The sequence below is a fragment of the uncultured Roseibium sp. genome (genome assembly GCF_947496995.1).
Taxonomy (GTDB): Bacteria; Pseudomonadota; Alphaproteobacteria; order Rhizobiales; family Stappiaceae; genus Roseibium.
Genome location: NZ_CANMFD010000001.1, coordinates 122,569 through 147,748 on the forward strand (window position 1 = coordinate 122,569; position 25,180 = coordinate 147,748).

A 25,180-nucleotide genomic window follows, 5' to 3' on the forward strand; every position below is an offset into this window, starting at 1 on the left:
GCTGGTATTTTCAGGCGTTCGGAACCGGAACCTTAATTGGTCCGTTCGGCTTCCTTGCGCGTGCGCTCGGCGAAGTCCTTGAGGGTTTCCTCGACGTCGCGCTGGCCGAGGGCCAGAGCTTGCCACACGTCATATTCGGAGGCGCGCATCCAGGTGACCACCGGCGGCCGCGGGCGGCCACGGGCGAAATCGAGCTGATCGATCGCGACCGTGATGCCGGGCTTGTCCTGAACGGCACTGGCGGCGACAGGCTGCTCGGCCGTGTGCTTGTTGATCGGCATGTAGCCCGTACCCGAAAACCAGATGGCGTTGGATTCCGGAGACGCTGCGAAGCTGATGAACTTGTAGGCCGCGTCCTGGACCTCCTTGTCCGAGGACGACAGGATGCCGATACCCGCGCCGCCGATCGGCACGGCGCAGACCTTGTTGCACGGCATCGGCAGGACCGCCAGGTTGTCGCCGAGCGCCTTTTGGGAGCGGGTGTAGTTGCCGGTCGAGTTCAGCATGATGCCGACCTTGCCCGCCAAAAACGCGTCGCGGCCGTTGTTTTCCTTGGTCACGCCGTCGGCCGAAGCCACCTTGTGCTCATGCACGAGCGAGGCCATCCATTCGTAGGCCTCGATCGTGTTCGGGCTGTCGATGAGGATCTCGCCGGTCTTGCTGTCGATCAGGTCGCTGTCATTGTCCATGATCAGGCCCCAGCGCGCGAACTGGCCGGGTGCGGCGATGCCGGTTATGCCTTCATCGCCGAGCTTTTCGGTGATCTGTTTGGAAACCGCAAGAAGATCGTCATAGGTCTTCAGGGCCGGTTCCTCGGTGAAGCCCGCGCGTGCGAAGATGTCCTTGTTGTAATAAAGGACCGGCGTGGAGGAGTTGAAGGGAACGATGTAGTTCTTGCCTTCGAAGACCCCGACTTCCCGTGCGAAGTCGAACAGGTCGTCCTTCAGCGGGTCGTTGTCGACATGGTCGGTCAGGTCCAGCAGCACGCCGCGGTCGGCGAAAAGACCGTAGCGGGTCACTTCCATGATGACGGCGTCCGGTGCCCGGCGCGCCGGAATGGCGGCCTGCAGTTTGGCGACGATGTCGTTGTAGTTGCCGATATTCTGGGCTTCGATGTGAATGCCCGGGTTGGCGGCTTCGAAATTCTCGATGATCTTGCCCAGGGATTCGCCGCTGCCGCCATCGAAGCTGTGCCAGAATTCGACGGTGACGTCGGCCTGTGCGGCGGCAACGCCGCCGAGGCCGACAAGACCGGCGAGAAACAATGTTTTGAGATTGCCAAGCATCGTTTGTCCTCTTTCAGAGTAAACAGGTTTATTTATCGGGTGGGGAGTGCGCGCCGTTATTTGGTGAGAACGGTTCTGTTATGGATCGGGAGCCATTGCGTCGCTGCCGTTGCGTGCATCAGCGTCTCCATTGCACGGGCAGGGTCTGCCGGAAGTCCTTGTAGTCCTTGAGAGACCGGATCGAGCGGCCTTCATCGATGCCGGCAAGGTCGAGAATGACGGCATTGGCGATGGTCATCGGCACGACGAGGGACTGGGATTCGCCTGCCGCGCCGCGCGCGGCGCTGATGTGATGGAGCGGTGCAGGGTCGAAGCGGGCGGCATGGATATCCGTCAGCGCCAGCCTCTTCGCGCCGCGCTCGGCGGCAATCCTGTTGACGTCCTGGATCATCTGCACCGGCCGCCGGAAAGCGAGCAGCCAGACCGCGTCTTCGCTCGTCATCGTGTGGATTGTCTCGGCGAACTGGTGCATCCGCTCGCCCAGATCGATGGCGTCATATCCGGAGCGCTGAAGCCGAAGGGAAATCAGCGACGACAGGCTCGCCGCATGGCCACGGCCGAGAACGTAAATCCGCCGGCTGTCGCGCAGGGTTTCCGAAAAGCGTCTGATATCTGCATCCGAAACCGTGTTGCGGAGGACGTCCAGGGCGGTAATTTCGCTGTCGATGACGGAGGACAGAACCTGGCCTTCTTCCGCCCGCACCAGCCGGGCCGCCATTCGGGCGGCCGGGTTCTCGAAATCGGCGTCGCCTTCGACCAGATTGGCCTTGAGGAAAGTCCGGAACTCCGGATAGCCGTCAAACCCCAGGCGCCTGGCCAGCCTGACGGCGGAGGCAGGGTGGACGCCGGCGCGAGACGAGACTTCGGTGCCGTTTTCCAGAACAGCCCGGAAGGGATCCTGGATCAGCACGTCCAGCAGGCGCGTGTCGGAACCGGTGAGTTTCGACGCGTTTCTGGTGATCAGATCGCTCAGGAAGCCCGAAGGCGGAATCTGTTTTGTCATGCGCGAACGCTAGCGCTGCAATTTGAATTGCAGAAAACAGAACGATGAAATTTTTATTACAGTCGGTTCGCCCGAACCGGATCAGGACTCGTTCGGAGCGTATCCGGCGGGATCGACGGACACCGGACGTCCGGGGAGGTCCAGACGGGCCATCCGCGCCGCTGTCGAGGCGATCACCTTGCCGCCCTTGACCACCTTGAGCCGTGTCGCCTTCAGCCGGATCGCCTCGATCGTGTCGCGCGCCTGCAGCAGCACGAAATCCGCCTTGCAGCCGGTCTGAAGCCCGTAGCCTTCCAGCCCCATTGCCTTTGCGGGATGGCTGGTGACGCACTCGAAGCAATAGCGGATGTCGTCGCGGCTGGTCATCTGGGCAACATGCAGCCCCATGCTGGCGACTTCCAGCATGTCGCCGGAGCCCATGGAATACCAGGGATCCATCACGCAATCATGACCGAAGGCGACATTGACGCCATGGGACCTTAACTCGGGCACGCGGGTCTGGCCGCGCCGTTTCGGATAGCTGTCGTGCCGGCCCTGCAACGTGATGTTGATCAGCGGATTGGCAATCGCGTGAATTTCCGCCTCGGCAATCAGCGGCAGCAGCTTGGAAACATAATAGTTGTCCATGGAGTGCATCGAGGTCAGATGCGAGCCGGCCACACGGCCGTGAAGACCCAGTCGCTGGGTCTCGTAAGCCAGCGACTCGATGTGCCGCGACATCGGATCGTCGGTCTCGTCGCAGTGCATGTCCACCATCAGGCCGCGTTCGGCCGCGATCTCGCAGAGCCTTGCGACGGAGCGGGCGCCATCCTGCATGGTGCGTTCGAAATGCGGAATGCCCCCGACGATGTCGACGCCCATGTCGAGCGCGGTGAGGAGGTTCTTCTCCGCGTTCGGCGAGCGGAAGAGCCCGTCCTGAGGGAAGGCGACGAGTTGAAGGTCGATATAGTCCCTGACCTTGTCCCGGACTTCCAGCAGTCCCTTGACGCCCGTCAGCCGGTCATCGCAGACGTCCACATGCGTGCGGATCGCCAGCAGGCCCTGGGAAACGGCAAGGTCGCAGTATTTCAGGGCGCGTTCGACCACTGCCTCGACCGTCAGGATCTCCTTCAGCTCGCCCCACAGCGCGATGCCTTCCAGCAGCGTGCCGCTGCGGTTCATTCTCGGCAGGCCGAGGGACAGGGTCGCGTCCATATGGAAGTGACTGTCGACGAAGGGTGGCGTCACCAGCAGGCCGCCTGCATCGATCGTCTCTTTCGCTTCGGCCGTGATGTCTTGTTCAACGGCGGCAATGACACCATTCCGGCAGGCGATGTCGACCCCGGTGCGGCCGTCCGGCAGGTTGGCGTTCCTGACGAGAAGATCAAAACTCATCGGCGGCGGTCCTCTCAGCGTTGACCTTTGAAATAGGGAACAAGCAGCGCGCGCGGATAGTCGGCACGGCGTGCGACGACAATCAGCGCTGCGATGGACAGTATATACGGCATCATCAGGAACACCTGTCCGGGAATGAAGCTGCCGACTTCCGTCTGCAAGCGCACCTGAAAGGCGTCGAAAGCTCCGAAAAGCAGGGCTCCGAGCAGGGCCTTGCCAGGCCGCCAGGAGGCGAACACCGTCAGCGCGATGCAGATCCAGCCCCGGCCGTTGACCATGCCGAAGAAAAAGGCGTCGAAGGCGGACATGGTCAGGAAGGCGCCGCCGAGCGCCATGATCGCCGAACCGGCGACGATGGCTCCCATCCGCAGACCGTAGACCGACAGGCCCTGGGATTCGACCGCCGCCGGATTGTCGCCAACCGCCTGAATGGCGAGCCCCAGCGGGGTCCGGTAGAGCACATATGCCGTCGCGGCGACGAGGAACAGCGCAAGGAAGGTCAGCGGCGTCTGCTGAAACAGGGCCGGGCCGAGAAACGGCAGATCGGACAGGACCGGAATGTCGAGGGACTGAAAGGCCTCGATCCGCGGCGGCGAGGAGACGTCCGGCAGGGCCGTTCGGTAGATAAAATAACTCAGCGACGTCGCGAACAGCGTCACGCCGATGCCTGAAACATGCTGCGACAGGCCGAGCGGCACGGTCAGCACTGCGTGGATGAGACCGAAGAACCCGCCGGCCAGGGCGGCAACCAGCACACCGCCCCACAGACCGGCTCCGAGCCAGACGGCCATCCAGCCGGCCATGGCGCCTGCAGTGAAGATGCCTTCGATGCCGAGGTTGAGCACACCGGCTCGCTCGCAGATCAGGGCTCCGATGACGCCGAAGATCAGCGGTGTCGCGATGCGGATCGCGGCGGCCCAGAAACTGGCCGACATGAAAATTTCCAGAATGTCGCTCATTTCGCGGTCTCCTGGGCTGGACTGCTGGTGGAAAGCCGGATCCTGAACCGCAGGAACAGTCCGGACACGAGCACACAGAGCAGCGATATGGCAACGATCAGGTCGGCGAGGTAATTGGAAACCCCGGTGGCCCGAGACATGGAATCCGCACCGACGAAAATGCTGGCGATGAAGAGCGCGGCGAACACGACACCGATGGGCGACAGTCCGGCCAGCATGGCGACCACGATGCCCGAATAGCCGAAGCCCGGCGACAGGTCGGCGGTCAGATACCCTTTCAGACCCGCGACTTCGCCAACACCCGCCAGTCCCGCAAGCGCGCCGGAAAGCAGCCCGACGCGGATGAAGGTGGCCGTCACGGGTATGCCGGCATGCCGCGCGGCGGAGGCATTCTCGCCGACGGCGCGGATCTCGAACCCCCACACCGTGCGTTTCAGCAGGAAATACACCCCGAGCGAAGCCGCAAGCGCGATGATAAGACCCCAGTGGATTCTCATCCGGTCCATCAGTTTCGGCAGGGCCGCTTCATCGAGGATCGGCTCCGACTGCGGCCAGCCCATGCCCATCGGGTCCTGCATCGGCCCTTCGAGCATCATCTGCACGAAAAGCAGAATGACGAAATTCAGCAGCAGCGTCGTCACCACCTCATCCACGCCAAGGCGGGTTTTCAGCAATGTCGGCACCAGCATCACCAGACCGCCGGCAAGGGCGCCGGCCAGAATGACCGCCGGAATCAAAACGAACGAGGGGCCCGAAATCAGGCCGGTCCCTATAGCGACCGCCGCCAGGGCACCGGCGTAAAGCTGCCCCTCCGCGCCGATGTTCCAGAGTTTGGCGCGAAACGCCACAGCGGCGGCCAGCCCGGTCAGGATGAGCGGCGCTGCCCGGGTCAGCATTTCCGTGAAGGCGAACATCGATCCCCAGGCGCCCTTGACCATCAGCCCGTAGGCGTCGAAGACGGAGAGCCCGGCGAAAAGCATCGGGATGGCCGCAAGAACGAGGGCGGCAAGGGCGGCGGTTACCGAAACGCCGATCATCCTGGAAACGGCGACCGGGCCTCTGGGTTCGAAACGGATCATTCGGCAGCTTCCATGGTATGTCCGGCCATTCTGAGCCCGAGTGTGCCCCTGTCGAGGGTTTCTGTCGGCTCGGCGGCGGACAGATGTCCGCGGTGGATGACGGCGATCCGGTCGGAAAGCCGCATCAGTTCGTCCAGATCTTCGGAAATGAGAAGAACGCCTGCGCCGCGGGCGCGCGCGTCCAGCAGGCGTCTGTAGACTTCCGATGTCGCCCCGACATCGAGACCCCGCGAAGGCTGGGCGGCCAGAACGACCTTCGGCTCGCCCTCAAGAGTTCGGGCCAGAACGATTTTCTGGATATTGCCGCCCGAGAGCAGCCGCGCCGGGCTGTCTTCCCCCTGGCAGCGGATGTCATAGGCGTCGATCAGGGCTTTCGCCTTGTCGCGCATGGCGGCGAAACGCAGCAGTCCGAAGCGCTGGCTTTCCGGCTTGCGGATGGCTTCGATGGCGAGGTTCTCGGAAACGGTCATGGCCCCGACGATACCGTCACGGTGCCGGTCTTCCGGTATCCGCGCCAGACCCGCATCGATCATCGTGCGGGCATTGGCATGCGTCAACGCACGATCCCCCAGCCTCATGCTGCCGGCAAAGGGCGTTTCAAGGCCCGAGATGACCCGCGCCAGCATGGTCTGGCCGTTGCCCGACACGCCGGCAATACCAAGGATCTCGCCGGACTTGAGCTCCAGATTGACGTCTCGTATCGATTCACGGCTCTCGCCGGCCGACACGCCCGTCAGGACGAAAAGAGTATCTCCCGGTGTACCTGCACCGCGCACGGTCTCGCTCACTTCGTGCCCGACCATCAGCTCCGCCAGTTGGCGCTGATCGCATTGAGATGTCGGCAGGTCGGCCACCTTGGCGCCGCCCCGCAGCACCGCGATGCGGTGGGACGCAGCCATCACTTCCGCCAGCTTGTGCGAGATGAAGACGATCCCGAGACCCGCAGCCGCGAGCTTTTTCAATATGGCGAACAGCGTGTCCGATTCCTGCGGGGTCAGCACTGCCGTGGGTTCGTCGAGCACAAGCACCCGGGCGTCCCGGTAAAGGGCTTTCAGGATCTCGACCCGCTGCTTTTCGCCGACCGAAAGCTGCGAGACACGCATGTCCAGTCCGACGGTCAGGCCGGAGCGGGTCATCAGGTCTGCCAGCTTTCTGCGCGCCGGTGCGCGGGCGGATTTCAGCGCCGAGAGTTTTTCCGTGCCGAGCAGGATATTGTCGAGAACGCTGAGGTTTTCCGCCAGCGTGAAATGCTGGTGCACCATGCCGATTCCGGCATCCAGCGCTGCATGTGGCGATCCCGGTTCCAGTTGCGCCAGCTCAGCGCCATCTCGCGATACCAGCACCGCCCCCTCATCGGCAACATAATGGCCGAAGAGAATGTTCATCAGGGTGGTTTTCCCGGCGCCGTTTTCTCCCAGCAAGGCCAGGATTTCACCTTGCCTGAGGTCCAGGCAGACGCTGTCGTTGGCTGTCAGAGCGCCAAAGCGTTTGGTGATGCCGTCCAGTCTCAACAGGACCGGGGCGTCCTTTGCAGGGCGCGCCATGCGAACCTCCGGGAGGAATTTGAATTCAGTTCGAAAATCAGGTCGGGTCCGAAAAGGCACGCCGGCGGCCGATGTGCCGCCGGCGTGCAATTATATCGGCCGCTTACATGGTCGATTTCGGTTCGCTGTCGTTCACGTTGACGCGGAACAGACCGTCGTTGATTTCCGCTTCCTTGGCTTTTGCAGCTTCCACTGCATCGGCCGGCGCCAGGCTTTCATCGACGATGAAGCTGCCGCCGCCATAGGACATGAAGCTGTAGGGGCCGTAGTCGGCCGGCTCGAATTCCTCGGAGACCACCGCGTCGAGAGCGCGGTCGATAGTCGGTTCCATGTGCCACAAGGCCGAAGACAGAATGGTGCCCGGATAGTCGCCCGATGTATCGATGACGTTGCCGATGGCCAGAATGCCCTTTTCCTTCGCGGCGTCGGAAACACCGAAGCGCTCGGCGTAGAGAATGTCCGCACCCTTGTCGATCATGGCGAAGGCGGATTCCTTGGCCTTCGGCGGGTCGTACCAGGAGTTGATGAAGGTCACGAGGAACTTCACGTCCGGGTTCACGGAGGTCGCGCCTTCCATGAAGGCGTTCATGAGCCGGTTGACTTCCGGAATGGCGTAGCCGCCGACCATGCCGATGATGTTGGATTTGGTCGTCGCACCCGCGATCATGCCGGACAGATAGCTCGGCTCATGGATCCAGTTGTCGAAGACGGCGAAATTCGGCTGTGCCGGACCGAAGGACGAGCCCATCAGGAAGGCTGTCTCGGGATATTCCGCGGCAACCTTGCGCGCGGCGCGCTCCACGGCGAAAGCCTCGCCGACGACCAGGTCCATGCCCTGCTCGGCGTATTCGCGCATCACGCGTTCATAGTCGGTGTTGGCGACGTTTTCGGAGAAGGTGTAGGTGATGTCGCCACGTTCCTGTGCCGCCTTGAGCGCCTTGTCGATACGGCTTACCCATTGCTGCTCGACCGGAACGGTATAGATCGCTGCGACCTTGATCGGGTCTGCCGCGCTTGCAGGCGACAATGACAGGCCCATGGTGACTGAAACGGCCAGGGCGGCCGACAACAAGGCCCGTCGGGCCCTGGAAAAAGATTTTGATGTGAGCATCTGGATCCCCTGGAAGGTATTTTTTTACCAAGGCAGATGATCACAAAATACGCATGCTCACAAGTTATGCAGGCTCTGAAAATAAAATAATTGATCAGATGGACAAAATAATACCGCTCTCCGATCCCTTTCCCGCGGTTGGAAGCGCGGGTGTGGCCGGTCTGTCGGTATCAGGCCAGTCGCGGGCGGTGCGGGGCCGCCGGAGGCCTTGATTCCATGCTAGGATGTGACCTTGTAATGGTTCCGCAAAGTCCACTGCGGGACGTCCCTCGGAAAAGGTGGCCTTGCCACATCATGCACCGCTGATGATCGACAAGCTTGAAATGTTCATGGCTCTTGCCCGGGAACGGCATTTCGGCCGCGCCGCTGAAGATTGCGGCGTGACCCAGCCGACGCTTTCGGCCGCGATCAAGCAGCTTGAGGAGCAACTGGGTGCGTTGCTGGTCCTGCGCGGCTCGCGGTTTCAGGGCCTGACCCCGGAAGGCGAGCGGGTTCTGGAATGGGCCCGCCGGCTTGTCTCCGACGCCCGCACCATGCAGCAGGAGCTGAAGACGGTCCGCGACGGTCTGAGCGGCCATCTGCGCATCGCAAGCATCCCGACGGCGCTTTCCTACGTCCCGGAGCTGACGACGCCGTTTGTCGACCAGAATCCGGGCGTGACCTTTTCCGTCTTGTCGCGTTCTTCCATCGAGATCCTGTCCCTGCTGGAGAATCTGGAGATCGATGTCGGCGTGACCTATCTCGGCAACGAGCCCGTCGGAAAAGTCATCCAGGTTCCGCTCTACCGGGAAACCTATTGTCTGGTGACCACCGAAGGCGCGCCGCTTGCCGACCACAAACGGGTCACCTGGAGTGAAGTCAGCCGCATTCCTCTGTGCCTGCTGACCGGGGACATGCAGAACCGGCGGATCGTCGATGGCATTCTCGCCGAGGCAGGCACTGAAGCCGCGCCCGCACTGGAATCGGATTCCATCGTTACCCTGATCGCCCACGTGCGCACAGGCCGCTGGGCCTCCATCGTACCCAGAAGTCTGGCGGAAACCTTCGCGTCCGAAACACTCAGAACCATTCCGATCGCCAAGCCGGACGCGGGCACGATGGTCGGTCTTGTGACGACCCACCGTGAGCCCCATGCGCCCCTGATAGCCGCCTTCCTGCGCCTGGTCAGAGGGACGGAGGACGCTCAAAAAGAGAAGCTGGAAGAACGTCGATAGAAATGTGCAATCGCACAACGGAACGGCGATATTGATCGCGGCAAGCACAGTGTGACATCGTGAAATGTCATGCGCGAGCGAGGGAGAGACGGCATGGAATTGCAAGTGCCGGAAGCGGACGTTGCAAACCGGGCGGCTGCCATTGCCGACAGGCATTTGCTGGAGGAAGGTCCGCTTCTGCCGATACTGCATGACGTCCAGAGGGACTTCGGGTGCGTGCCGGACACCGCGTTGCGCGTCATTGCCGACAAGCTGAACCTCAGCCGGGCCGAAGTGCACGGTGTCATGAGTTTCTACCACGATTTCCGGCAGGAGCCGGCGGGCCGGCATGTTCTGAAGATCTGCCGCGCCGAAGCCTGCCAGTCTGTCGGCGGCGAGGCCCTTGCGGAGGGCGTCCGCGAGGCGCTCGGGATCGACTGGCATGAGACCACGCCCGACGGCAGGATCACGCTGGAACCGGTCTATTGCCTCGGCCTTTGTTCCTGCGCGCCGGCAGCCATGTTCGACGACGAACTTCACGGCCGTCTGGATAAGGCGGCGCTCGCCGATATCGTGATGGAGGCAGGCCGATGACGCCGGTGATTTACGTCCCGTGCGATGCGGCGGCCTTGGCCGTCGGAGCGAATCGCGTCGTCGAAGCAATTGCCTCGGAACTTTCCGCCCGCGGCATCACGGCGGAACTGGTCCGCAACGGCTCGCGCGGCCTGCATTGGCTCGAGCCGATGGTCGAGGTCCGCTTTGGTGACCGCCGCGTTGCCTATGGCCCCGTCAGGCCAGCCGATGTGCCCGGACTGTTCGACGCCGGCTTTCTGGAAGGCGGCGCGCATCCGCTGTTCCATGGCGACACCGAAGAGATCCCGTTTCTGAAAAACCAGACCCGGCTCACTTTCGCGCGCTGCGGTCTCACCGATCCTTTGTCCCTCGACGACTACGGTAGCAACGGCGGGCTGATCGGGTTGCGGAACGCGCTCGCCATGCAGCCGGCCGAAATTGTGCAGCAGGTCACCGACAGCGGTCTGCGCGGGCGTGGCGGGGCAGGCTTTCCCACCGGCATCAAGTGGAACACCGTGCTCAAGGCGCCGGGAGCGCGCAAATACATCGTCTGCAACGCCGATGAGGGCGACAGCGGCACGTTTGCCGATCGCATGATCATGGAAGGCGATCCGTTCGTGCTGATCGAAGGCATGACGATCGCCGGCATCGCCAGCGGTGCCAGCAAGGGGTACCTCTACACCCGTTCCGAATACCCGCACGCCATCGAGACCATGCAGGCGGCCATCGGGATCGCCCGCAAGGCGGGAATTCTCGGTCAATCCGTTCTTGGATCGAATTATGCCTTCGACATGGACGTGCGCGTCGGTGCCGGGGCTTATGTCTGCGGCGAAGAGACCTCGCTCCTCAACAGCCTGGAGGGCAAGCGCGGCGTCGTGCGGGCAAAACCGCCGCTTCCCGCCCTTGAAGGACTGTTCGGCTGCCCGACCGTGGTCAACAACGTTCTGTCATTAGCCTCCGTTCCGGTGATCATGGACCGGGGCGCGGATTTTTACCGGGACTTCGGCACCGGCCGCTCGCACGGCACCATGCCGATCCAGCTTGCCGGAAATATCCGGCACGGCGGTCTTTACGAGGCTGCCTTCGGCATCACGCTCGGCGAACTCGTCAACGATATCGGCGGCGGCACCTTGAGCGGGCGTCCCGTCAAGGCGGTGCAGGTCGGCGGGCCGCTGGGTGCCTATTTCCCACCGGAGCTGTTCGACACCCCCTTCGACTACGAGGCTTTCGCCGCGCAGGATGGCCTCATCGGCCATGCGGGCGTTGTCGTCTTCGACGATACCGCCGACATGCTCAGCCAGGCGCGCTTCGCCATGGAGTTCTGTGCCATAGAGAGCTGCGGCAAGTGCACACCCTGCCGCATCGGCGCTGTCAGGGGTGTCGAGGTCGTCGACAGGATCGCGCATGGCGACAGGCCGGAAGAGCAGATCGATCTTCTCAAGGATCTCTGCAACACGATGAAACTGGGGTCGCTCTGCGCGCTGGGCGGCTTCACGCCCTATCCGGTCATGAGCGCGCTGACCCATTTCCCGCAGGACTTCACCCCCAAACCCGACACCCTGAAGCCTCTGGCTGAGGCGGCGGAGTAGCGACATGTCCCTGATCAAGGAAACAGATTACGGCACACCGGCTTCAGCGTCGGAGAACCAGGTGACGCTGTCCATCGACGGCTTCGAGGTAACGGTTCCCGAAGGCACATCCGTGATGCGGGCGGCCATGGAAACCGGCATCAAGATCCCGAAGCTCTGCGCGACCGACATGGTCGATGCCTTCGGCTCCTGTCGCCTGTGCCTGGTGGAGATCGAGGGCCGGCGTGGAACACCGTCCTCCTGCACCACGCCCGCCGAGAACGGCATGGTGGTCCAGACCCAGACCGGCCGGCTGAAGGATATCCGCCGCGGCGTGATGGAACTCTATATTTCCGACCATCCGCTCGACTGCCTGACCTGCGCCGCCAACGGCGATTGCGAGCTGCAGGACATGGCCGGCGCGGTTGGTCTGCGCGATGTGCGCTATGGCTATGATGGCGGCAACCACGTGAAGCAGCGCGATGGCGGCGGCGAGGTGAATGCCCGCTTCATGCCGAAGGACGAAAGCAATCCCTATTTCACCTATGACCCGTCGAAATGCATCGTCTGCTCCCGCTGCGTGCGCGCCTGCGAGGAAGTGCAGGGCACATTCGCGCTGACCATCGAGGGACGCGGATTCGGCTCGCGGGTCTCCGCCGGCATGCATGAAAGCTTCCTGAATTCCGAATGCGTCTCCTGCGGCGCCTGCGTGCAGGCCTGCCCGACCGCGACCCTGCAGGAAAAATCGGTGATCGAGATCGGCCAGCCCGAGCACTCGCTGGTCACCACCTGCGCCTATTGCGGCGTCGGCTGCTCCTTCAAGGCGGAAATGCGCGGTCAGGAACTGGTCCGCATGGTGCCTTACAAGGACGGCAAGGCCAATCACGGCCACTCCTGCGTCAAGGGGCGGTTCGCCTATGGCTACGCCACCCACAAGGACCGCATTCTGAACCCGATGATCCGCGACAGGATCAGCGATCCGTGGAGGGAGGTCTCCTGGGACGAAGCCTTGAGCTTTGCCGCCAACAGACTGCGGGCGATCCAGTACGAGCACGGCAAGGAGTCCATCGGCGTCATCACGTCGTCCCGCTGCACCAACGAGGAAACCTACCTGGTTCAGAAGCTGACCAGGGCCGTCTTCCTCAACAACAACACCGATACCTGCGCCCGGGTCTGTCATTCCCCGACCGGCTACGGCCTCGGCCAGACCTTCGGCACTTCCGCCGGCACACAGGATTTCGACAGTGTCGAACAGGCCGACGTGGTTCTGGTGATCGGCGCCAACCCGACCGACGGCCACCCGGTCTTCGCCTCGCGCCTGAAAAAACGCCTGCGCCAGGGCGCGAAGCTGATCGTCGTCGATCCGCGCCGGATCGATCTTGTGCGGACGCCGCACGTCACCGCCGCCCATCACCTGGCGCTCAGGCCAGGTACGAATGTCGCCGTCGTCACGGCGCTCGCCCATGTGATCGTGACCGAAGGTCTGTTCGACGAGGACTTCATCCGCACGCGCTGCGACTGGGACGAGTTCCAGGAATACGCCGAATTCGTCGCGGATGCGGCCCATTCTCCGGAGACGGTTGAAGCCCTGACCGGAGTGCCGGCGGCGGAGCTGCGCGCGGCGGCCCGGCTTTATGCAAGGGGCGGCAATGGAGCCATCTACTACGGCCTCGGCGTGACGGAACACAGCCAGGGCTCCACCACGGTGATCGGCATCGCCAATCTGGCCATGCTCACCGGCAATATCGGCCGGCCGGGCGTCGGCGTGAACCCGCTGCGCGGCCAGAACAATGTCCAGGGCTCCTGCGACATGGGGTCCTTCCCGCACGAACTGCCAGGCTACCGCCACGTGAACAATGCCGAGGTGCGCGATGTCTTCGAAAAGGCCTGGGGCGTCAGCATTTCCGACGAGCCGGGCTTGCGCATTCCCAACATGCTGGACGCCGCCGTGGAAGGCACGTTCAAGGGGCTTTACTGCCAGGGCGAGGACATCCTGCAGTCGGACCCGGACACGAAACACGTGTCCGCCGGTCTGGCGGCGATGGATTGCGTTATCGTGCATGACCTGTTCCTGAACGAGACCTCGCACTACGCCCATGTCTTCCTGCCGGGATCGACCTTCCTGGAAAAGGACGGCACCTTCACCAACGCCGAGCGCCGCATCAACCGGGTGCGCAAGGTGATGGCGCCGAAAAACGGCTATGCGGACTGGGAGGTGACCCAGCTTCTTGCCAATGCCATGGGCGCCGATTGGAGCTACACCCACCCGTCCCAGATCATGGACGAAATCGCCGCGACGACGCCCAGCTTCGCCAATGTCAGCTACCAGCTTCTGGACGAAGAAGGATCCGTCCAGTGGCCGTGCAACGACAGCACGCCGGTCGGCTCGCCGGTCATGCATGTGGACGGGTTCGTGCGCGGCAAGGGCAGGTTCATCCGCACGGATTATATCGCCACCGACGAAAAGACCGGGCCGCGGTTCCCGCTGCTGCTCACCACGGGCCGGATCCTGAGCCAGTACAATGTCGGCGCCCAGACACGCCGGACGGAAAACGTCGTCTGGCACGGCGAGGACGTGCTGGAAATCCATCCGCACGATGCGGAAACCCGCGGTGTCAAGGAAGGCGACTGGGTCAAGCTGGTCAGCCGGTCGGGCGAAACGAGCCTCCGGGCCAGCCTTACCGACCGGGTGTCACCGGGCGTCGTCTATACGACGTTCCATCACCCCACCACCCAGGCGAATGTCATCACCACCGACTATTCCGACTGGGCGACCAACTGCCCGGAATACAAGGTGACCGCCGTTCAGGTGTCGCCTTCCAACGGGCCGACGGACTGGCAGGAGCAATACGAGGAATTCTCTGCGCGGGCGCGCAGGATCGAGGCTGCGGAATAACCATGAAGACGCACAGCACGTCCTCAGCCGTTTCCTACCGGGATGGCCGCTTCTCGGCGTCCTCGCTGGAGCTCGCCGACGAAGTGCCGGTTGCGATCAGCTACAACGGCTCGACTCATGCTGTGCTGATGGCGACCCCTTCCGATCTCGAGGATCTGTCGGCTGGATTTTCCCTGTCCGAGAATATCGTCGCGTCGCCGGAGGAGATCGAGGACATCGCCGTCGTCGAAGTCGACAAGGGCATCGATGTTCAGATCCGGCTTGCCACGGATGCAACGGAAAGACTGCGGCAAAGGCGGCGTTCCATCGCCGGGCCCGTCGGCTGCGGGCTGTGCGGCATCGAAAGCTTGGAGGAGGCCATGCGCGAGATCCGTCCCGTTATGGCCGAAACACGGCTCAAGGCCGAAAACGTGGGTGACGCGGTGCGTGCCATGGGCAAGGCCCAGGCGCTCAACCTGCAGACCCGCTCCGTTCATGCAGCAGGCTGGTATCATCCTGAAAAAGGTCTGACGACGATCCGCGAAGATGTTGGTCGGCACAACGCCCTGGACAAGCTGATAGGCTCGATGAGCCTATCCGGCACACCTGCCTCGGGCGGCGCCTTCGTCATGAGCAGCCGGCTGTCGATCGAACTGATCCAGAAAACGGCCGCCGCGGGCTGCGGGATCATCATTGCGGTCTCCGCCCCGACGGCGCTTGCCGTCTCCGAGGCCGATGGCGCCAACATCACGCTGGTCGCCTGCGCGCGCGGCGACAGCTTCGAACTCTTTACCCATCCGCACAGGATCATCGGGAGAACCCTGCAAGATGTCGCCTGAGAAGCTGACCTACATGGCCAACCAAATCGCAGGCTTCTTCCGCAACAGACCGCACGAGGAAGCCGTGGCTGGTGTCGCGGACCACATCAGCAAGTTCTGGGAACCGCGCATGCGCGCCCAGCTTTTCGACATGCTGAGCCAGGCCGGCGACCGGTTCGATCCGCTTGTCCTGGAAGCCGGACCGAAGATCCGCCCGGTCAAGTGAAGACCCTGGGCGGCAGAATGCTCTGAACGCTTGATACAAATGGCAGAGGCTTCTCCGGCTTTTCACTACTGCCCGCTCACGGGTGCCACCGCAAACCCCGCGTCTTCAAGAACGCTGCGAACCTGTCTGGCCACGGTGGCGGCCGTGGGTTCGTCCGCATGAATGCAGAACGTGTCGACGGGTGTAGGCAGCCGGGTTCCGTCATGCGCGAGGAGGCATTGCTCCTCTGCCATGACAAGCGCGCGTTGTGCGGCGATTTCCGGGTCCCGGATGACGGCGGAGGATATGCCGCGCGACATGAGCCTGCCGTCCGGAAAATAGTGGCGGTCGGCATAGGCCTCGTGAGCAACGGGAAGTCCGGCCTTAGCCGCCGACCGAGTCATTTCCGAAAGGCAGTTGGCAACGAAGATGAGATCGGGGCCCGCAGCCCGGATGCCTCTGGCAATGGCATCGGCGACCTCTTCGGTATGATGGGCAATGTTGTTGAGCGCCCCATGCGGTTTCACGAAGTCTACGCGGGCGCCATGGCTGGCAGAAAGGGCCTGCAGCGCACCTATCTGGTAGGTGACCAGATATTCGATCTCGCTCGGCTCCATGGCGATCTGCCGCCGGCCGAATCCCTGAAGATCGTTGAACCCGGGATGGGCGCCGATACTGACCCCGTGTTCCAGGGCAAGGCCCACGGTCCGGTACATGACGGCCGGATCGCCTGCATGCATGCCGCAGGCAATATTCGCTGAACTGATGTGGGGCATGACGGTTCCGTCGTCGCCCAGTTTATAGGCGCCGAAGCTTTCACCCATGTCCGCATTTATCGAGATTTTCATTGCCGTGACCATTTTGGCGGCATGGTCTGCAGAATGCTGTTGTGTGTCCAATGCATTTATGCAGACAGTGTTCATGCATGAATTGCATATGGGGCGGATGGATGCTGGAACTGAGAGAATTGCGCAACTTTCTGGTCGTTGCGGAGCGGCTGAATATTTCGAGTGCGGCAATTGCCGTCAATCTCAGCCAGCCTGCTCTGTCGCGCCAGATACAGGCGCTGGAGCGCAAACTCGGCGTGGACCTGTTCGACCGGGTCGGCAAGCGGCTCGTGTTGACGACGGAAGGTGCGGACCTGGCGGTCCAGGCGGCGGAACTGATCGAACGCGCCCAGGACATGATGCAGCACACTGGGCGGACCGAGCACGAGCACAGCGGCACGCTGCGCATCGGGGCCTCTCCTCAGACGATCACCTGGCTGCTGTCGCCTGCAATGGCCCGCTTCCGGTCATCCTACCCGCGGGTCAGCATGATCGTCAGCGAGGGGCACAACGACGCGCTGATCGAGATGGTCGAGCATGGTGCAGTTCACATGGTGATTGCCAATCTGGGGATCAGCAACATCCTGGTCGGGCACCCGCTGTTCAGTGCCCGGCTTCTGGCGGTCCTGCCGCCCGATCATCCCGGCAGGAAGAAGAAGTCCATCACCATGGATGCCATTGCCAACGAGCCGATGATGGTCATGAAGCGCGGGTTTCTGACCCGTCACCTGTTTGAACAGGTTACGCTGGCGCATGGAGTGCGCCCGCGCATTCTGCTCGAAAGCGACAGCACCCAGACACTGGCGGCGCTCGCCCAGGACGGTCACGGCGTTGCCATCGTCTCGTCGTCGGCGCGGGACCTGACGGCGATCCGCAACGCGGTTCCGATCGTCTCGGACACCTGTCAGACCTCCGCGGAGGTTTCTGCCCTCTGGAACCCCAATCGCTACCGGCCGATGAATATCACCAGCTTCCTTTCGGTCCTCAATGAAGTGGCGGCAGGGCACCTGGGAGCGGGATGATCCCTACTGCCCGGATCCCTTGCGGCCCGGCTTGAGAAACAGGGCGATGGCAGCGACGGCGGCGAGCAGGAAGCCCATGGCGATCGGATGATCGACCACCGCAAGCGGAGAGTGATTGGTGACGATCAGCGCCTGGCGCAGCGAAAGCTCGAACAGCGGCCCGATCACGAAGCCGATCAGGAACGTCACCACGGAGTATCCGTACCGCTGCATCACGAACCCCAGAATTCCCAGGGCCAGCATGGCGAATACGGAAAAGGCCGTGTCGCGCTCCAGATAGGTTCCGATTACGCAGAACAGCACCACGAAGGGAATGATCAGCCGTGGCGGCACGAGGGTGACGCGCGCGAACAGGGTCAGGCCGAGACGTCCCACCACGAGCATGGCCAGGCTGGCGACGATCATCGACACATAGATGCCGTAGATAAGTCTCGGATGCTGCTCGAAAACCAGCGGCCCCGGCTGGACGCCATGCAGCATGAAGGCGGAAACGAGAATGGCGGCCGAAACACTGCCGGGAAGACCGATGGCGAAAAGCGGAATGAGGCTTGCCGGCAGGACGGCATTGTCGGCGGCTTCCGAAGCGGCCACGCCCTTGAGATCGCCCTCGCCGTAGGAGTCGCCCGGCTTGGCCAGCCGCTTGTTGATGGCATAGGACAGCAGCGCGCCGATGGTCGGGCCGAGACCCGGAATGATACCGGCGCCAATGCCGATGCCGGTGCCGCGCAGGGTGACCGGAAACACCCTTTTGATATCGGAAAATCGCAGCTTTTTATTCGTTTCGGGAGCAAAGCCCGATTTTTCCGACATGGAGCCTCTGGCTGCGAAAAGGGCCTGCACCTGCACCAGCATTTCCGTGAAGGCCAGCATGCCCACCGTGGCGGCGATAAGCGGGATTCCGTCGAACAGTTCGATGAACCCGAAGGTCATGCGCGGCGTGGCGCTTTCCGGGTCGAGGCCGACAGTCGAAAGAAACAGGCCGAGGACACCGGAGATGATCCCGCGGGACAGCGAACTCCCCGAAAGGGCCGCGATGAAACTCAGCGCGAAAATCATCACGGCGGTCATTTCCACCGGCCCCATCTTGAGGGCGAAGCGCGCCAGCGAGGAGGCAAGCAGAATGAGCACGAAGGTCGCCGTCATGTCGCCGAAGACGGAGGCATAAAGCGCGGTTTTCAGCGCCCGTGTTCCTTCACCCTTTTTCGCCAGCGGGTAACCGTCGAAAGTGGTCGCGGTCGAACTGGGTTCGCCCGGCGTGTTCAGCAGAATGGCGCCCGTTGCACCACCCGCGGCGCTTGCCTTGGTCACCCCCACCAGAAAGGCGATGGCGGCGATCGGAGACATCGAATAGGTCAGCGGAACGGCTACGGAAAGGGCGGCTGGCCGGCTCAGTCCGGGCAAAACGCCGACGAGATAGCCGAGCAGGATGCCGCCAATCACCGAGACGATCGAGGCCAGGGTCAGCGCGTCGGCCGCCCCTTGCAGAAATATTTCCATGCGGCTAGAGCCCCGACCAGTCTACGAGAAGAAGAATGAGCAGACCGCCCGCGCCCATCCCGGCAAGTGTTGCGACACGCCGTTCTCCGACGGCCAGGCAGGCCAGGAGAACAAGTGCAGTGCCGCCGATCACGAGACCTGTCTGATCGACCAGAACAATGCCGACGAGTGCTGCCGCTCCGAGTTGGATCGCACCGCGAAGCCCGCCGCGTGGGGCATCCTCTCCGGGACCGGCGCGCATCAGGCCAAATAGAAGCGTGACGAGGGACATCAGGGCGATGACCGTGACACAGACCATCGGCAGCATGCGCGGAGAAAGTCCGAAATTGTCGGTCTCGAAAGTGCCTGCCGGAACGACGACGAAGAGCAGCAGCAGACTGGCTCCGAAAACAATTGCGAATTCGGCAAGAGGCCGCATCCGAAGACGCGGCCCGTTTTGGCTGGAGGAAGGCCGGTTCATTTACTCCATTGCCGCCTTGAACTGGGCGCTCTGCGCACGGATCTGCGTTGCGAAGTCGTCACCGGTAAGGATGAAGCTGCCCATGTTGCGCTTGGCAAGCACATCCAGAAGAGGCTGCGACTTGGCGGCTTCCTCGAAAGCTGCGACGAGCTTGGCTTTCGCCTCTGCCGGAATTCCCAGCGGAGCCAGGTAGACCACCATGTTGACGCTGGAAATATCATATCCGAGGCCTTTCAGCGTCGGCGCCGTTTCGAAACCCGGAACCGGGTCTGTGCCCAGGCCGGCCAGCACCATCAGTTCGCCGGCCTTGGCCTGCGGATAATAGGTGCCCGAGCTGTAGGCGAAATCCACATGTCCGCCGAGAACCTCGGCCACTGCCTCGGCGCCGCCTTTAGTCGGAACGGGCTTGAGAAGAACGCCTTCCTTCTCGGAGATGGCTTTCATCACAACCCGGTCGAGGGAGGTCGTCGATGCGTAGGTCAGACCGTCGGGGGCATCCTTTGCCGCCGCGATGACGTCGGCGAAATTCGTCCAGCCGCGGGACGGCAGGGCGACAAGTGCTTCAGGGAACACGCCGAAGGCGCCGATAAACTCGAAATCGTCGATGCCGAAGCTGACGTTGGACGTATGCGGATCGAAGGAAATAGTGGTGGAAATGGCTGCGGCAAGATTGTAGCCGTCAGCCGGTTTGGCCTTGAGCGCGGTCAGGGCCAGACCGCCGCCGGCGCCGGGCTGGTTCTCGACCACGACCGGCTCGCCGAGCGAAGCCGACAACGCGTCCGAGGCTGCACGGGTAATCGTGTCGACCCCACCGCCCGGACCGAAGCCGACGGTTATCGTGACTTCCTTTTCCGGGAACTCGGCTGCGGCGGGGCTCGCCAGAATAGCGAGCGCCAGACCGGCCTGGGCGAGTGTCTTGGGAATTGATCTGAACATTGTCAGCTCCTGTGTTGCGCGGTTTTGCGTGGCTCTCCAGATGAAAACAGCGCATCCTTATGCTGTCCAATGCATTTTGGATCTATGTATTAATGCGTTTCGTGCATAGATGTTGGCAGGCTCGACGAGCCCGCCAGCAAGACGAATTGATTTCAGCCCTCCGGCCCGAAGTACGCGGAAGATCATCGGTTACCGGCTTGAGTTCGTCAATTCGCCTGAGCCATTTGGCCTGAATTACCTCTGGGGAAGGCCTGCCGGATCGGCCTGAATCCCGCCTCTTTCCCTGGGGCTCACCGGCATCTGCGCCTAATTTTTCAGCAACTCACGGATTTCCGTTTCAGCGAGAAATTGCGGGCCGTTGCGGCGAATGTGATCGAGGACCGTGTCCAGGGCCGGGTTGGGCGGCAGGCCGGTGCGGTGGAGCACGAACCAGTGGCGGATGATCGGCAGCCCGTCCGCCTCGATCATCCTGAGGCGCCCCGATTTCAGCTCCTCGATTACGGTGTTGATCGATATCAGGGCGATGCCGAGCCCGGCGATCACTGCCTGCTTGACGGATTCGTTGGACTCCATTTCCGTAAAGGTGAAAGCCTGGCCTTCGCCGAGCTGATCCAGGAAACGCGTCGTAAGTATGCGTGTCCCCGATCCCGGTTCCCGCAGGATGAAATGTTCGGCCAGGAGGTCGGCGGCTTCCGCGCGGGCGCCTTGCGCCAGGGGATGGTCCGGCGGGGCAATCAGGACATGCGGATGATCGCCCATGCTGTAGGCTGTTACCTCCGGCCGGCGCGGCGGACGACCCATGATCGCCAGATCGGTCCTGCCTGCGGCAAGGTCTGAAATGGTCTGGTCGCGGTTGCCGAACTGCAGCGCGACTTCAATGTCCGGATATTCCTTTTTCAGATGGGCGACGATTGAGGGCGCGAAATATTTGCCGGTGCCGATGACGCCCAGCACAATCCGACCCGCCATGCCGTTTTTCATGGCCTCGATCCGGTCCACCGCCTTGGCGAGCGCGGAGTGCATTGTCTCGAATGCCTCCAGAAGCGCCATGCCCGCAGGCGTCGCTTCAAACCGCTCTCCCGGTGTCCGGTTGACCAGCGCGCATCCGAACTGCTCTTCCAGAACCTTGAGCTGGGAATGGACCGCCGGCGGCGTCAGGCCAAGCAGGTCGGCGGACTGGCTAATGCTGCCGGTTTCGACGATGGCCTCCAAGGCCCGTAACTGCTTGAGCGTGATCGCGTTCTGGATAGTCATTCAATAAAATTTAATCATCTTTCTGAATTTTTAAATTTCATTAATCCTCAAACGTGTGAAAAGCAAGTCAGCTCCACATCGACCAGAGGCCTTGATGACCCCGAAACCAGATATGCTATCGCCCGAACGCGTCCCGGAAGCTCTCTACCCCGCCATTGCCGCGATGTGCCGGGTGGCCTGCGACCTGTCGCGGACCATTGCCATGGGACCTCTGGCCGGAGCGCTGGGCGCCAGCGTCGGAAGCAACATCGGCGGAGACACGCAGAAGGCCCTCGACGTCGAGGCCGACGATGCGTTCGCCGCCGCCCTGAAACGCACCGGGATCCGCTGGTACGCGTCCGAGGAGCAGGACGATCCCATCGAGATCGATGCCGATGGTACGCTGGCGCTGGCGATAGATCCTCTCGACGGCTCGTCCAACATCGATGTCAACGTGTCCATCGGCACGATCTTTTCGGTGTTCGAGGCAAAACCGGATGCGGAAGGTTCGTTCCTGCGGCCGGCATCGGAGCAGATCGCGGCCGGCTATTTCATCTTCGGACCCCAGACCGCACTGATCATGACCTTCGGCTCCGGCGTCCTGCACTATGTTCTCGATCCGGTGGCCCGTGTCTTCACGCTGGTCAACGATCATTTTTCCATTTCGCCGCAAGCCAGCGAATTCGCCATCAACGCGTCAAATTACCGGCACTGGTCGAAGCCGGTCCGCGCCTTTATCGACGATTGTCTGGCCGGGGACGAAGGACCGCGCGAGAAAAACTTCAACATGCGCTGGGTCGCCTCCCTGGTCGCGGAAACACACCGCATCCTCAACCGTGGCGGGATCTTCCTGTATCCGGGCGACAAACGGCCCGGCTATGAACACGGGCGGCTCCGTATGGTCTACGAATGCGCGCCGATCGCCTTTCTGGTGGAACAGGCCGGTGGCCGTGCGACGACGGGAACCGAGCGTATTCTGGACCAGACCGCCGGCTCTCTTCACGCCCGCATCCCCTTCGTCTTCGGTTCCACCGACAAGGTCGACCGGGTGGTTGCCTATCATGACCTGCCCGACGAGGAAGTCTCTGCCCGCTTCGGATCGCGCGGCCTGTTCCGCGACTGACGCGATCTGCTGCCTTCCTGCGATGCCAGCTGTTGTATCAGTGCTCGGTCCTGACCCCGGACATTGCGGTGCTCAAGGCATCGGTCAGTGTGCGGACGCGCCTCGGCTGGGCGCGCCCGGGCGGGAACATCATCTGGAGAGGATTGGGCGGGGCCGCGTGCTCTTCGAGCAGCGCAACAAGTTTTCCGGATTTCAGGTCGGGTGCCACGTCGAGTTCCGATTTCAGGATGATCCCGTGGCCGTCCACGGCCCATTGCCGCACCAGCGAGCCGTCATTCACCGTCTTGTTGCCGCGCACGGTGACGGTGCGGGTCTTTTTCCCCGATCCGAAGCGCCAGACATTGTCGAGGGTCGTGCCGAACCGCATGACAAGGCAATTGTGCCGCGCCAGGTCCTCTGGCTGTTGCGGTGCGCCGTGGGCATTGATGTAGGAGGGCGCTGCGCAGACGATCCGGCGGAAGTGTCCCAGGTTCCGGATCCGCAACGTACTGTCCGTCACCGTGCCAAAACGCAAGGCCAGATCGAACCCCTGACCGACGATATCGACGTATCCATCGGACAGGGACAACTCAATCGAGATCGCCGGATGCTGTTTCGTGAAAGATGAAATCACTTCGGAAACGACGCTGCGGCCAAGGTCCACCGGTGCACTGACCCGGATCGGTCCGGACAAGGTCTCCGCTCCGTAGCGGATGCGCGTGTCGAGGTCTTCAAGTTCGCCCAGAACCACCTTTGCCCCGCTGAGCAGAGTACGGCCCTCATCTGTCAGGCTCAGCGAGCGTGTCGTCCGGTTGAATAGAACGACACCATAATGTGCCTCGAGGGCGGCAAGCCGTTCGGACACCGTCGTTGCTGACAGGCCGGCTTCTCGCCCTGCAGCGACAAGGCTGCCTTTTTCGGCGATGGTGAGAAACAGGCGGATGTTGTCGATCAGCATTCTACGAAAATTCCGGATTATCATTTCGATTGAAAGACGTTTATCCGGAAGAATCCCGCCTGTATATCCTGCGTACCGAACCGGACCCTTAAGGGAGTGCATCCATGTCGAAACTCACCATCGTCGCCAACATCCACGCCAGGCCTGAAAAGATCGAACTGGTCAAAGCCGAGCTTCTCAAGCTGGTGCCGATCACCCGCGCCGAGAAAGGCTGCATCACCTACGACCTGCATCAGGACAACGAAGATCCGGCCCACTTCATGTTTTACGAAAACTGGGAAAGTCGTGAGATCTGGCAGGAGCACATGAACGCACCGCACCTGGCGGCGTATATCGCCGCCACCGATGGGGCTGTTGCCGAGTTCACTCTCAACGAAATGACGCAGATCGACTGACAACAGGCAAGGCTGCCTGACTGCCAGGAAGACGGCAGGGACTGAAAATAAAAAAAGGATAAAATAAATGAAAGCCGTAGGTTACACCGCTCCCGGTCCCATCTCCCGCGAAGATGCCCTGCTGGATCTGGAGATGGACAGGCTCGCCGCCGGCGGACATGACATTCTCGTCAGGGTGGCGGCCGTTTCCGTGAACCCCGTTGACACCAAGGTCCGCGCCAGCCGTGCGGCGGAGGGCGACACGCCGGTGATCCTTGGCTGGGATGCGGTCGGCGAGGTTGTCGAGACCGGCGACGCGGTGAGTCGGTTCAAGGTGGGCGATACGGTCTGGTATGCCGGCGCGATCAACCGTCCCGGCACAAACGCCGAATTCCATCTCGTGGACGAGCGTATTGTCGGCCATGCGCCGAAATCCATCCCGGCAACCTCCGCCGCCGCGCTGCCGCTGACGACGCTGACCGCGCAGGAAATGATCTTCGACCGGCTGCGCGTTACCGACCCGGTACCCGGCGCGGCCAATGCCATCGTCATCATCGGTGGTGCGGGTGGTGTGGGGTCCATCGCGATTCAGCTCCTGCGCGCGCAGACCGATCTGACCGTTATCGCGACCGCCTCCCGTCCGGAGACGCAGGAGTGGGTGAAGGACCTGGGCGCACATTACGTCGTCGACCATTCCAAGCCGCTGCCGGAACAGATCGGGGCCCTGGGAATCGGCGCGCCGGCCTTCGTGTTCTCGACCAACTATTCGGACAGCTACGTGCCGAAGATCGCCGAGTTCATCGCGCCGCAGGGGCGCTTCGGCCTGATCGACGACCCGAAGTCCTTCGACATCATGCCGTTCAAGGGCAAGGCTATTTCCATTCACTGGGAACTGATGTTCACCCGGTCGTTGTTCACGACGGCGGACATCGCCCGTCAGGGCGAAATTCTGGATGAAGTGGCCGGTCTGATCGATGCGGGGACGGTCCGCTCGACCGCCACCGAGACCTACGGCACCATCAACGCTGAAAACCTCAAACGCGCTCACGCCTTGCTCGAAAGCGGCAAGGCAAGGGGCAAGATCGTCCTCGAAGGTTTCTAGGGTACGGATCTGTAATTGCAGAGCTCGGCGGTGTAGATCCCTTGAGGGTTTCTCCCGCGGCCGCCGGTGACGACCGCGGGA

Annotated in this window: 23 protein-coding genes; 10 read left to right on the forward strand and 13 right to left on the reverse strand. The window is 62.4% G+C overall.

Annotation, left to right across the window (positions count from 1 at the left end; translation table 11 throughout):
- Positions 1-32: 32 nt before the first annotated feature.
- The 7 genes from Q1B40_RS00625 to Q1B40_RS00655 form a co-directional block, all read right to left on the reverse strand.
- Entirely contained in the window at positions 33-1,286 is a 1,254-nt protein-coding gene (locus Q1B40_RS00625) for an ABC transporter substrate-binding protein (protein WP_299808488.1), read from the reverse strand.
- A 118-nt stretch (positions 1,287-1,404) separates the two neighbouring features.
- Entirely contained in the window at positions 1,405-2,289 is an 885-nt protein-coding gene (locus tag Q1B40_RS00630; RefSeq protein WP_299808491.1) for a MurR/RpiR family transcriptional regulator, read from the reverse strand.
- Positions 2,290-2,370: 81 nt separating this feature from the next.
- Positions 2,371-3,663 carry an amidohydrolase family protein gene (locus Q1B40_RS00635; protein ID WP_299808493.1) on the reverse strand — a complete coding sequence of 431 codons (1,293 nt, stop codon included), beginning with the start codon at positions 3,661-3,663 and terminating at the stop codon, positions 2,371-2,373.
- 14 nt (positions 3,664-3,677) lie between these two features.
- A complete protein-coding gene (locus Q1B40_RS00640) occupies positions 3,678-4,622 on the reverse strand; it encodes an ABC transporter permease (protein ID WP_299808495.1) in 945 nt (314 codons plus the stop codon).
- Positions 4,619-5,701: an ABC transporter permease gene (locus Q1B40_RS00645; protein WP_299808498.1), complete on the reverse strand. Its 1,083-nt coding sequence runs from the start codon at positions 5,699-5,701 to the stop codon at positions 4,619-4,621. The genes Q1B40_RS00640 and Q1B40_RS00645 overlap by 4 nt, the downstream gene beginning before the upstream one ends.
- Positions 5,698-7,245 (reverse strand): ABC transporter ATP-binding protein, encoded by a 1,548-nt coding sequence (locus Q1B40_RS00650; RefSeq protein WP_299808501.1) that lies wholly within the window; start codon positions 7,243-7,245, stop codon positions 5,698-5,700. The genes Q1B40_RS00645 and Q1B40_RS00650 overlap by 4 nt, the downstream gene beginning before the upstream one ends.
- Before the next feature lie 103 nt (positions 7,246-7,348).
- Positions 7,349-8,356, reverse strand: coding sequence for a BMP family protein (locus Q1B40_RS00655; protein WP_299808504.1), 1,008 nt, complete (start codon positions 8,354-8,356; stop codon positions 7,349-7,351).
- 305 nt (positions 8,357-8,661) lie between these two features.
- On the opposite strand from Q1B40_RS00655, the gene Q1B40_RS00660 reads away from it, so the two are divergent.
- The 6 genes from Q1B40_RS00660 to Q1B40_RS00685 all read left to right on the forward strand — a co-directional run bounded on the left by Q1B40_RS00660 (position 8,662) and on the right by Q1B40_RS00685 (position 15,609).
- Positions 8,662-9,570 (forward strand): LysR family transcriptional regulator, encoded by a 909-nt coding sequence (locus Q1B40_RS00660; protein ID WP_299812463.1) that lies wholly within the window; start codon positions 8,662-8,664, stop codon positions 9,568-9,570.
- A gap of 93 nt (positions 9,571-9,663) precedes the next feature.
- On the forward strand, positions 9,664-10,143 hold the full coding sequence (locus tag Q1B40_RS00665; protein ID WP_299808508.1) for a formate dehydrogenase subunit gamma: 480 nt from the start codon (positions 9,664-9,666) through the stop codon (positions 10,141-10,143).
- On the forward strand, positions 10,140-11,711 hold the full coding sequence (locus Q1B40_RS00670; RefSeq protein ID WP_299808511.1) for an NADH-quinone oxidoreductase subunit NuoF: 1,572 nt from the start codon (positions 10,140-10,142) through the stop codon (positions 11,709-11,711). The genes Q1B40_RS00665 and Q1B40_RS00670 overlap by 4 nt, the downstream gene beginning before the upstream one ends.
- 4 nt (positions 11,712-11,715) lie before the next feature.
- Positions 11,716-14,586, forward strand: a complete 2,871-nt coding sequence (gene fdhF, locus Q1B40_RS00675) for a formate dehydrogenase subunit alpha (RefSeq protein ID WP_299808514.1) — start codon at positions 11,716-11,718, stop codon at positions 14,584-14,586.
- Between the two features lie 2 nt (positions 14,587-14,588).
- Entirely contained in the window at positions 14,589-15,404 is an 816-nt protein-coding gene (gene fdhD / locus Q1B40_RS00680; protein ID WP_299808517.1) for a formate dehydrogenase accessory sulfurtransferase FdhD, read from the forward strand.
- A complete protein-coding gene (locus tag Q1B40_RS00685; protein WP_299808520.1) occupies positions 15,394-15,609 on the forward strand; it encodes a formate dehydrogenase subunit delta in 216 nt (71 codons plus the stop codon). Before fdhD ends, Q1B40_RS00685 begins: the two co-directional genes overlap by 11 nt.
- 65 nt (positions 15,610-15,674) lie before the next feature.
- Here Q1B40_RS00685 and Q1B40_RS00690 read toward each other — a convergent pair whose 3' ends face one another.
- Positions 15,675-16,436: a LamB/YcsF family protein gene (locus tag Q1B40_RS00690; protein WP_299808523.1), complete on the reverse strand. Its 762-nt coding sequence runs from the start codon at positions 16,434-16,436 to the stop codon at positions 15,675-15,677.
- Positions 16,437-16,537: 101 nt separating this feature from the next.
- Between Q1B40_RS00690 and Q1B40_RS00695 the strand changes: the two genes are divergently transcribed.
- The gene (locus Q1B40_RS00695; RefSeq protein WP_299808526.1) at positions 16,538-17,437 is read left to right on the forward strand and encodes a LysR family transcriptional regulator; all 900 of its coding nucleotides are present in this window, start codon (positions 16,538-16,540) and stop codon (positions 17,435-17,437) included.
- Between the two features lie 3 nt (positions 17,438-17,440).
- Here Q1B40_RS00695 and Q1B40_RS00700 read toward each other — a convergent pair whose 3' ends face one another.
- The 4 genes from Q1B40_RS00700 to Q1B40_RS00715 form a co-directional block, all read right to left on the reverse strand.
- Entirely contained in the window at positions 17,441-18,934 is a 1,494-nt protein-coding gene (locus tag Q1B40_RS00700; RefSeq protein ID WP_299808529.1) for a tripartite tricarboxylate transporter permease, read from the reverse strand.
- Between the two features lie 4 nt (positions 18,935-18,938).
- Entirely contained in the window at positions 18,939-19,352 is a 414-nt protein-coding gene (locus Q1B40_RS00705; protein ID WP_299808532.1) for a hypothetical protein, read from the reverse strand.
- A 42-nt stretch (positions 19,353-19,394) separates the two neighbouring features.
- Positions 19,395-20,330, reverse strand: coding sequence for a tripartite tricarboxylate transporter substrate binding protein (locus Q1B40_RS00710; RefSeq protein WP_299808535.1), 936 nt, complete (start codon positions 20,328-20,330; stop codon positions 19,395-19,397).
- Positions 20,331-20,636: 306 nt separating this feature from the next.
- Positions 20,637-21,584 carry a LysR family transcriptional regulator gene (locus tag Q1B40_RS00715; RefSeq protein ID WP_299808538.1) on the reverse strand — a complete coding sequence of 316 codons (948 nt, stop codon included), beginning with the start codon at positions 21,582-21,584 and terminating at the stop codon, positions 20,637-20,639.
- A gap of 94 nt (positions 21,585-21,678) precedes the next feature.
- Here Q1B40_RS00715 and Q1B40_RS00720 point away from each other — a divergent pair, with 94 nt between their 5' ends.
- Positions 21,679-22,686, forward strand: coding sequence for a class 1 fructose-bisphosphatase (locus Q1B40_RS00720; protein WP_299808541.1), 1,008 nt, complete (start codon positions 21,679-21,681; stop codon positions 22,684-22,686).
- A 37-nt stretch (positions 22,687-22,723) separates the two neighbouring features.
- On the opposite strand, the gene Q1B40_RS00725 is transcribed toward Q1B40_RS00720, so the two are convergent.
- Positions 22,724-23,623: a LysR family transcriptional regulator gene (locus Q1B40_RS00725; RefSeq protein WP_299808544.1), complete on the reverse strand. Its 900-nt coding sequence runs from the start codon at positions 23,621-23,623 to the stop codon at positions 22,724-22,726.
- Positions 23,624-23,727: 104 nt separating this feature from the next.
- Here Q1B40_RS00725 and Q1B40_RS00730 point away from each other — a divergent pair, with 104 nt between their 5' ends.
- Together Q1B40_RS00730 and Q1B40_RS00735 are read left to right on the forward strand one after the other, a co-directional pair.
- Positions 23,728-24,018, forward strand: a complete 291-nt coding sequence (locus Q1B40_RS00730; RefSeq protein WP_299808547.1) for a putative quinol monooxygenase — start codon at positions 23,728-23,730, stop codon at positions 24,016-24,018.
- A gap of 67 nt (positions 24,019-24,085) precedes the next feature.
- Positions 24,086-25,099: a zinc-binding alcohol dehydrogenase family protein gene (locus tag Q1B40_RS00735; RefSeq protein ID WP_299808549.1), complete on the forward strand. Its 1,014-nt coding sequence runs from the start codon at positions 24,086-24,088 to the stop codon at positions 25,097-25,099.
- Positions 25,100-25,180 lie beyond the last annotated feature (81 nt).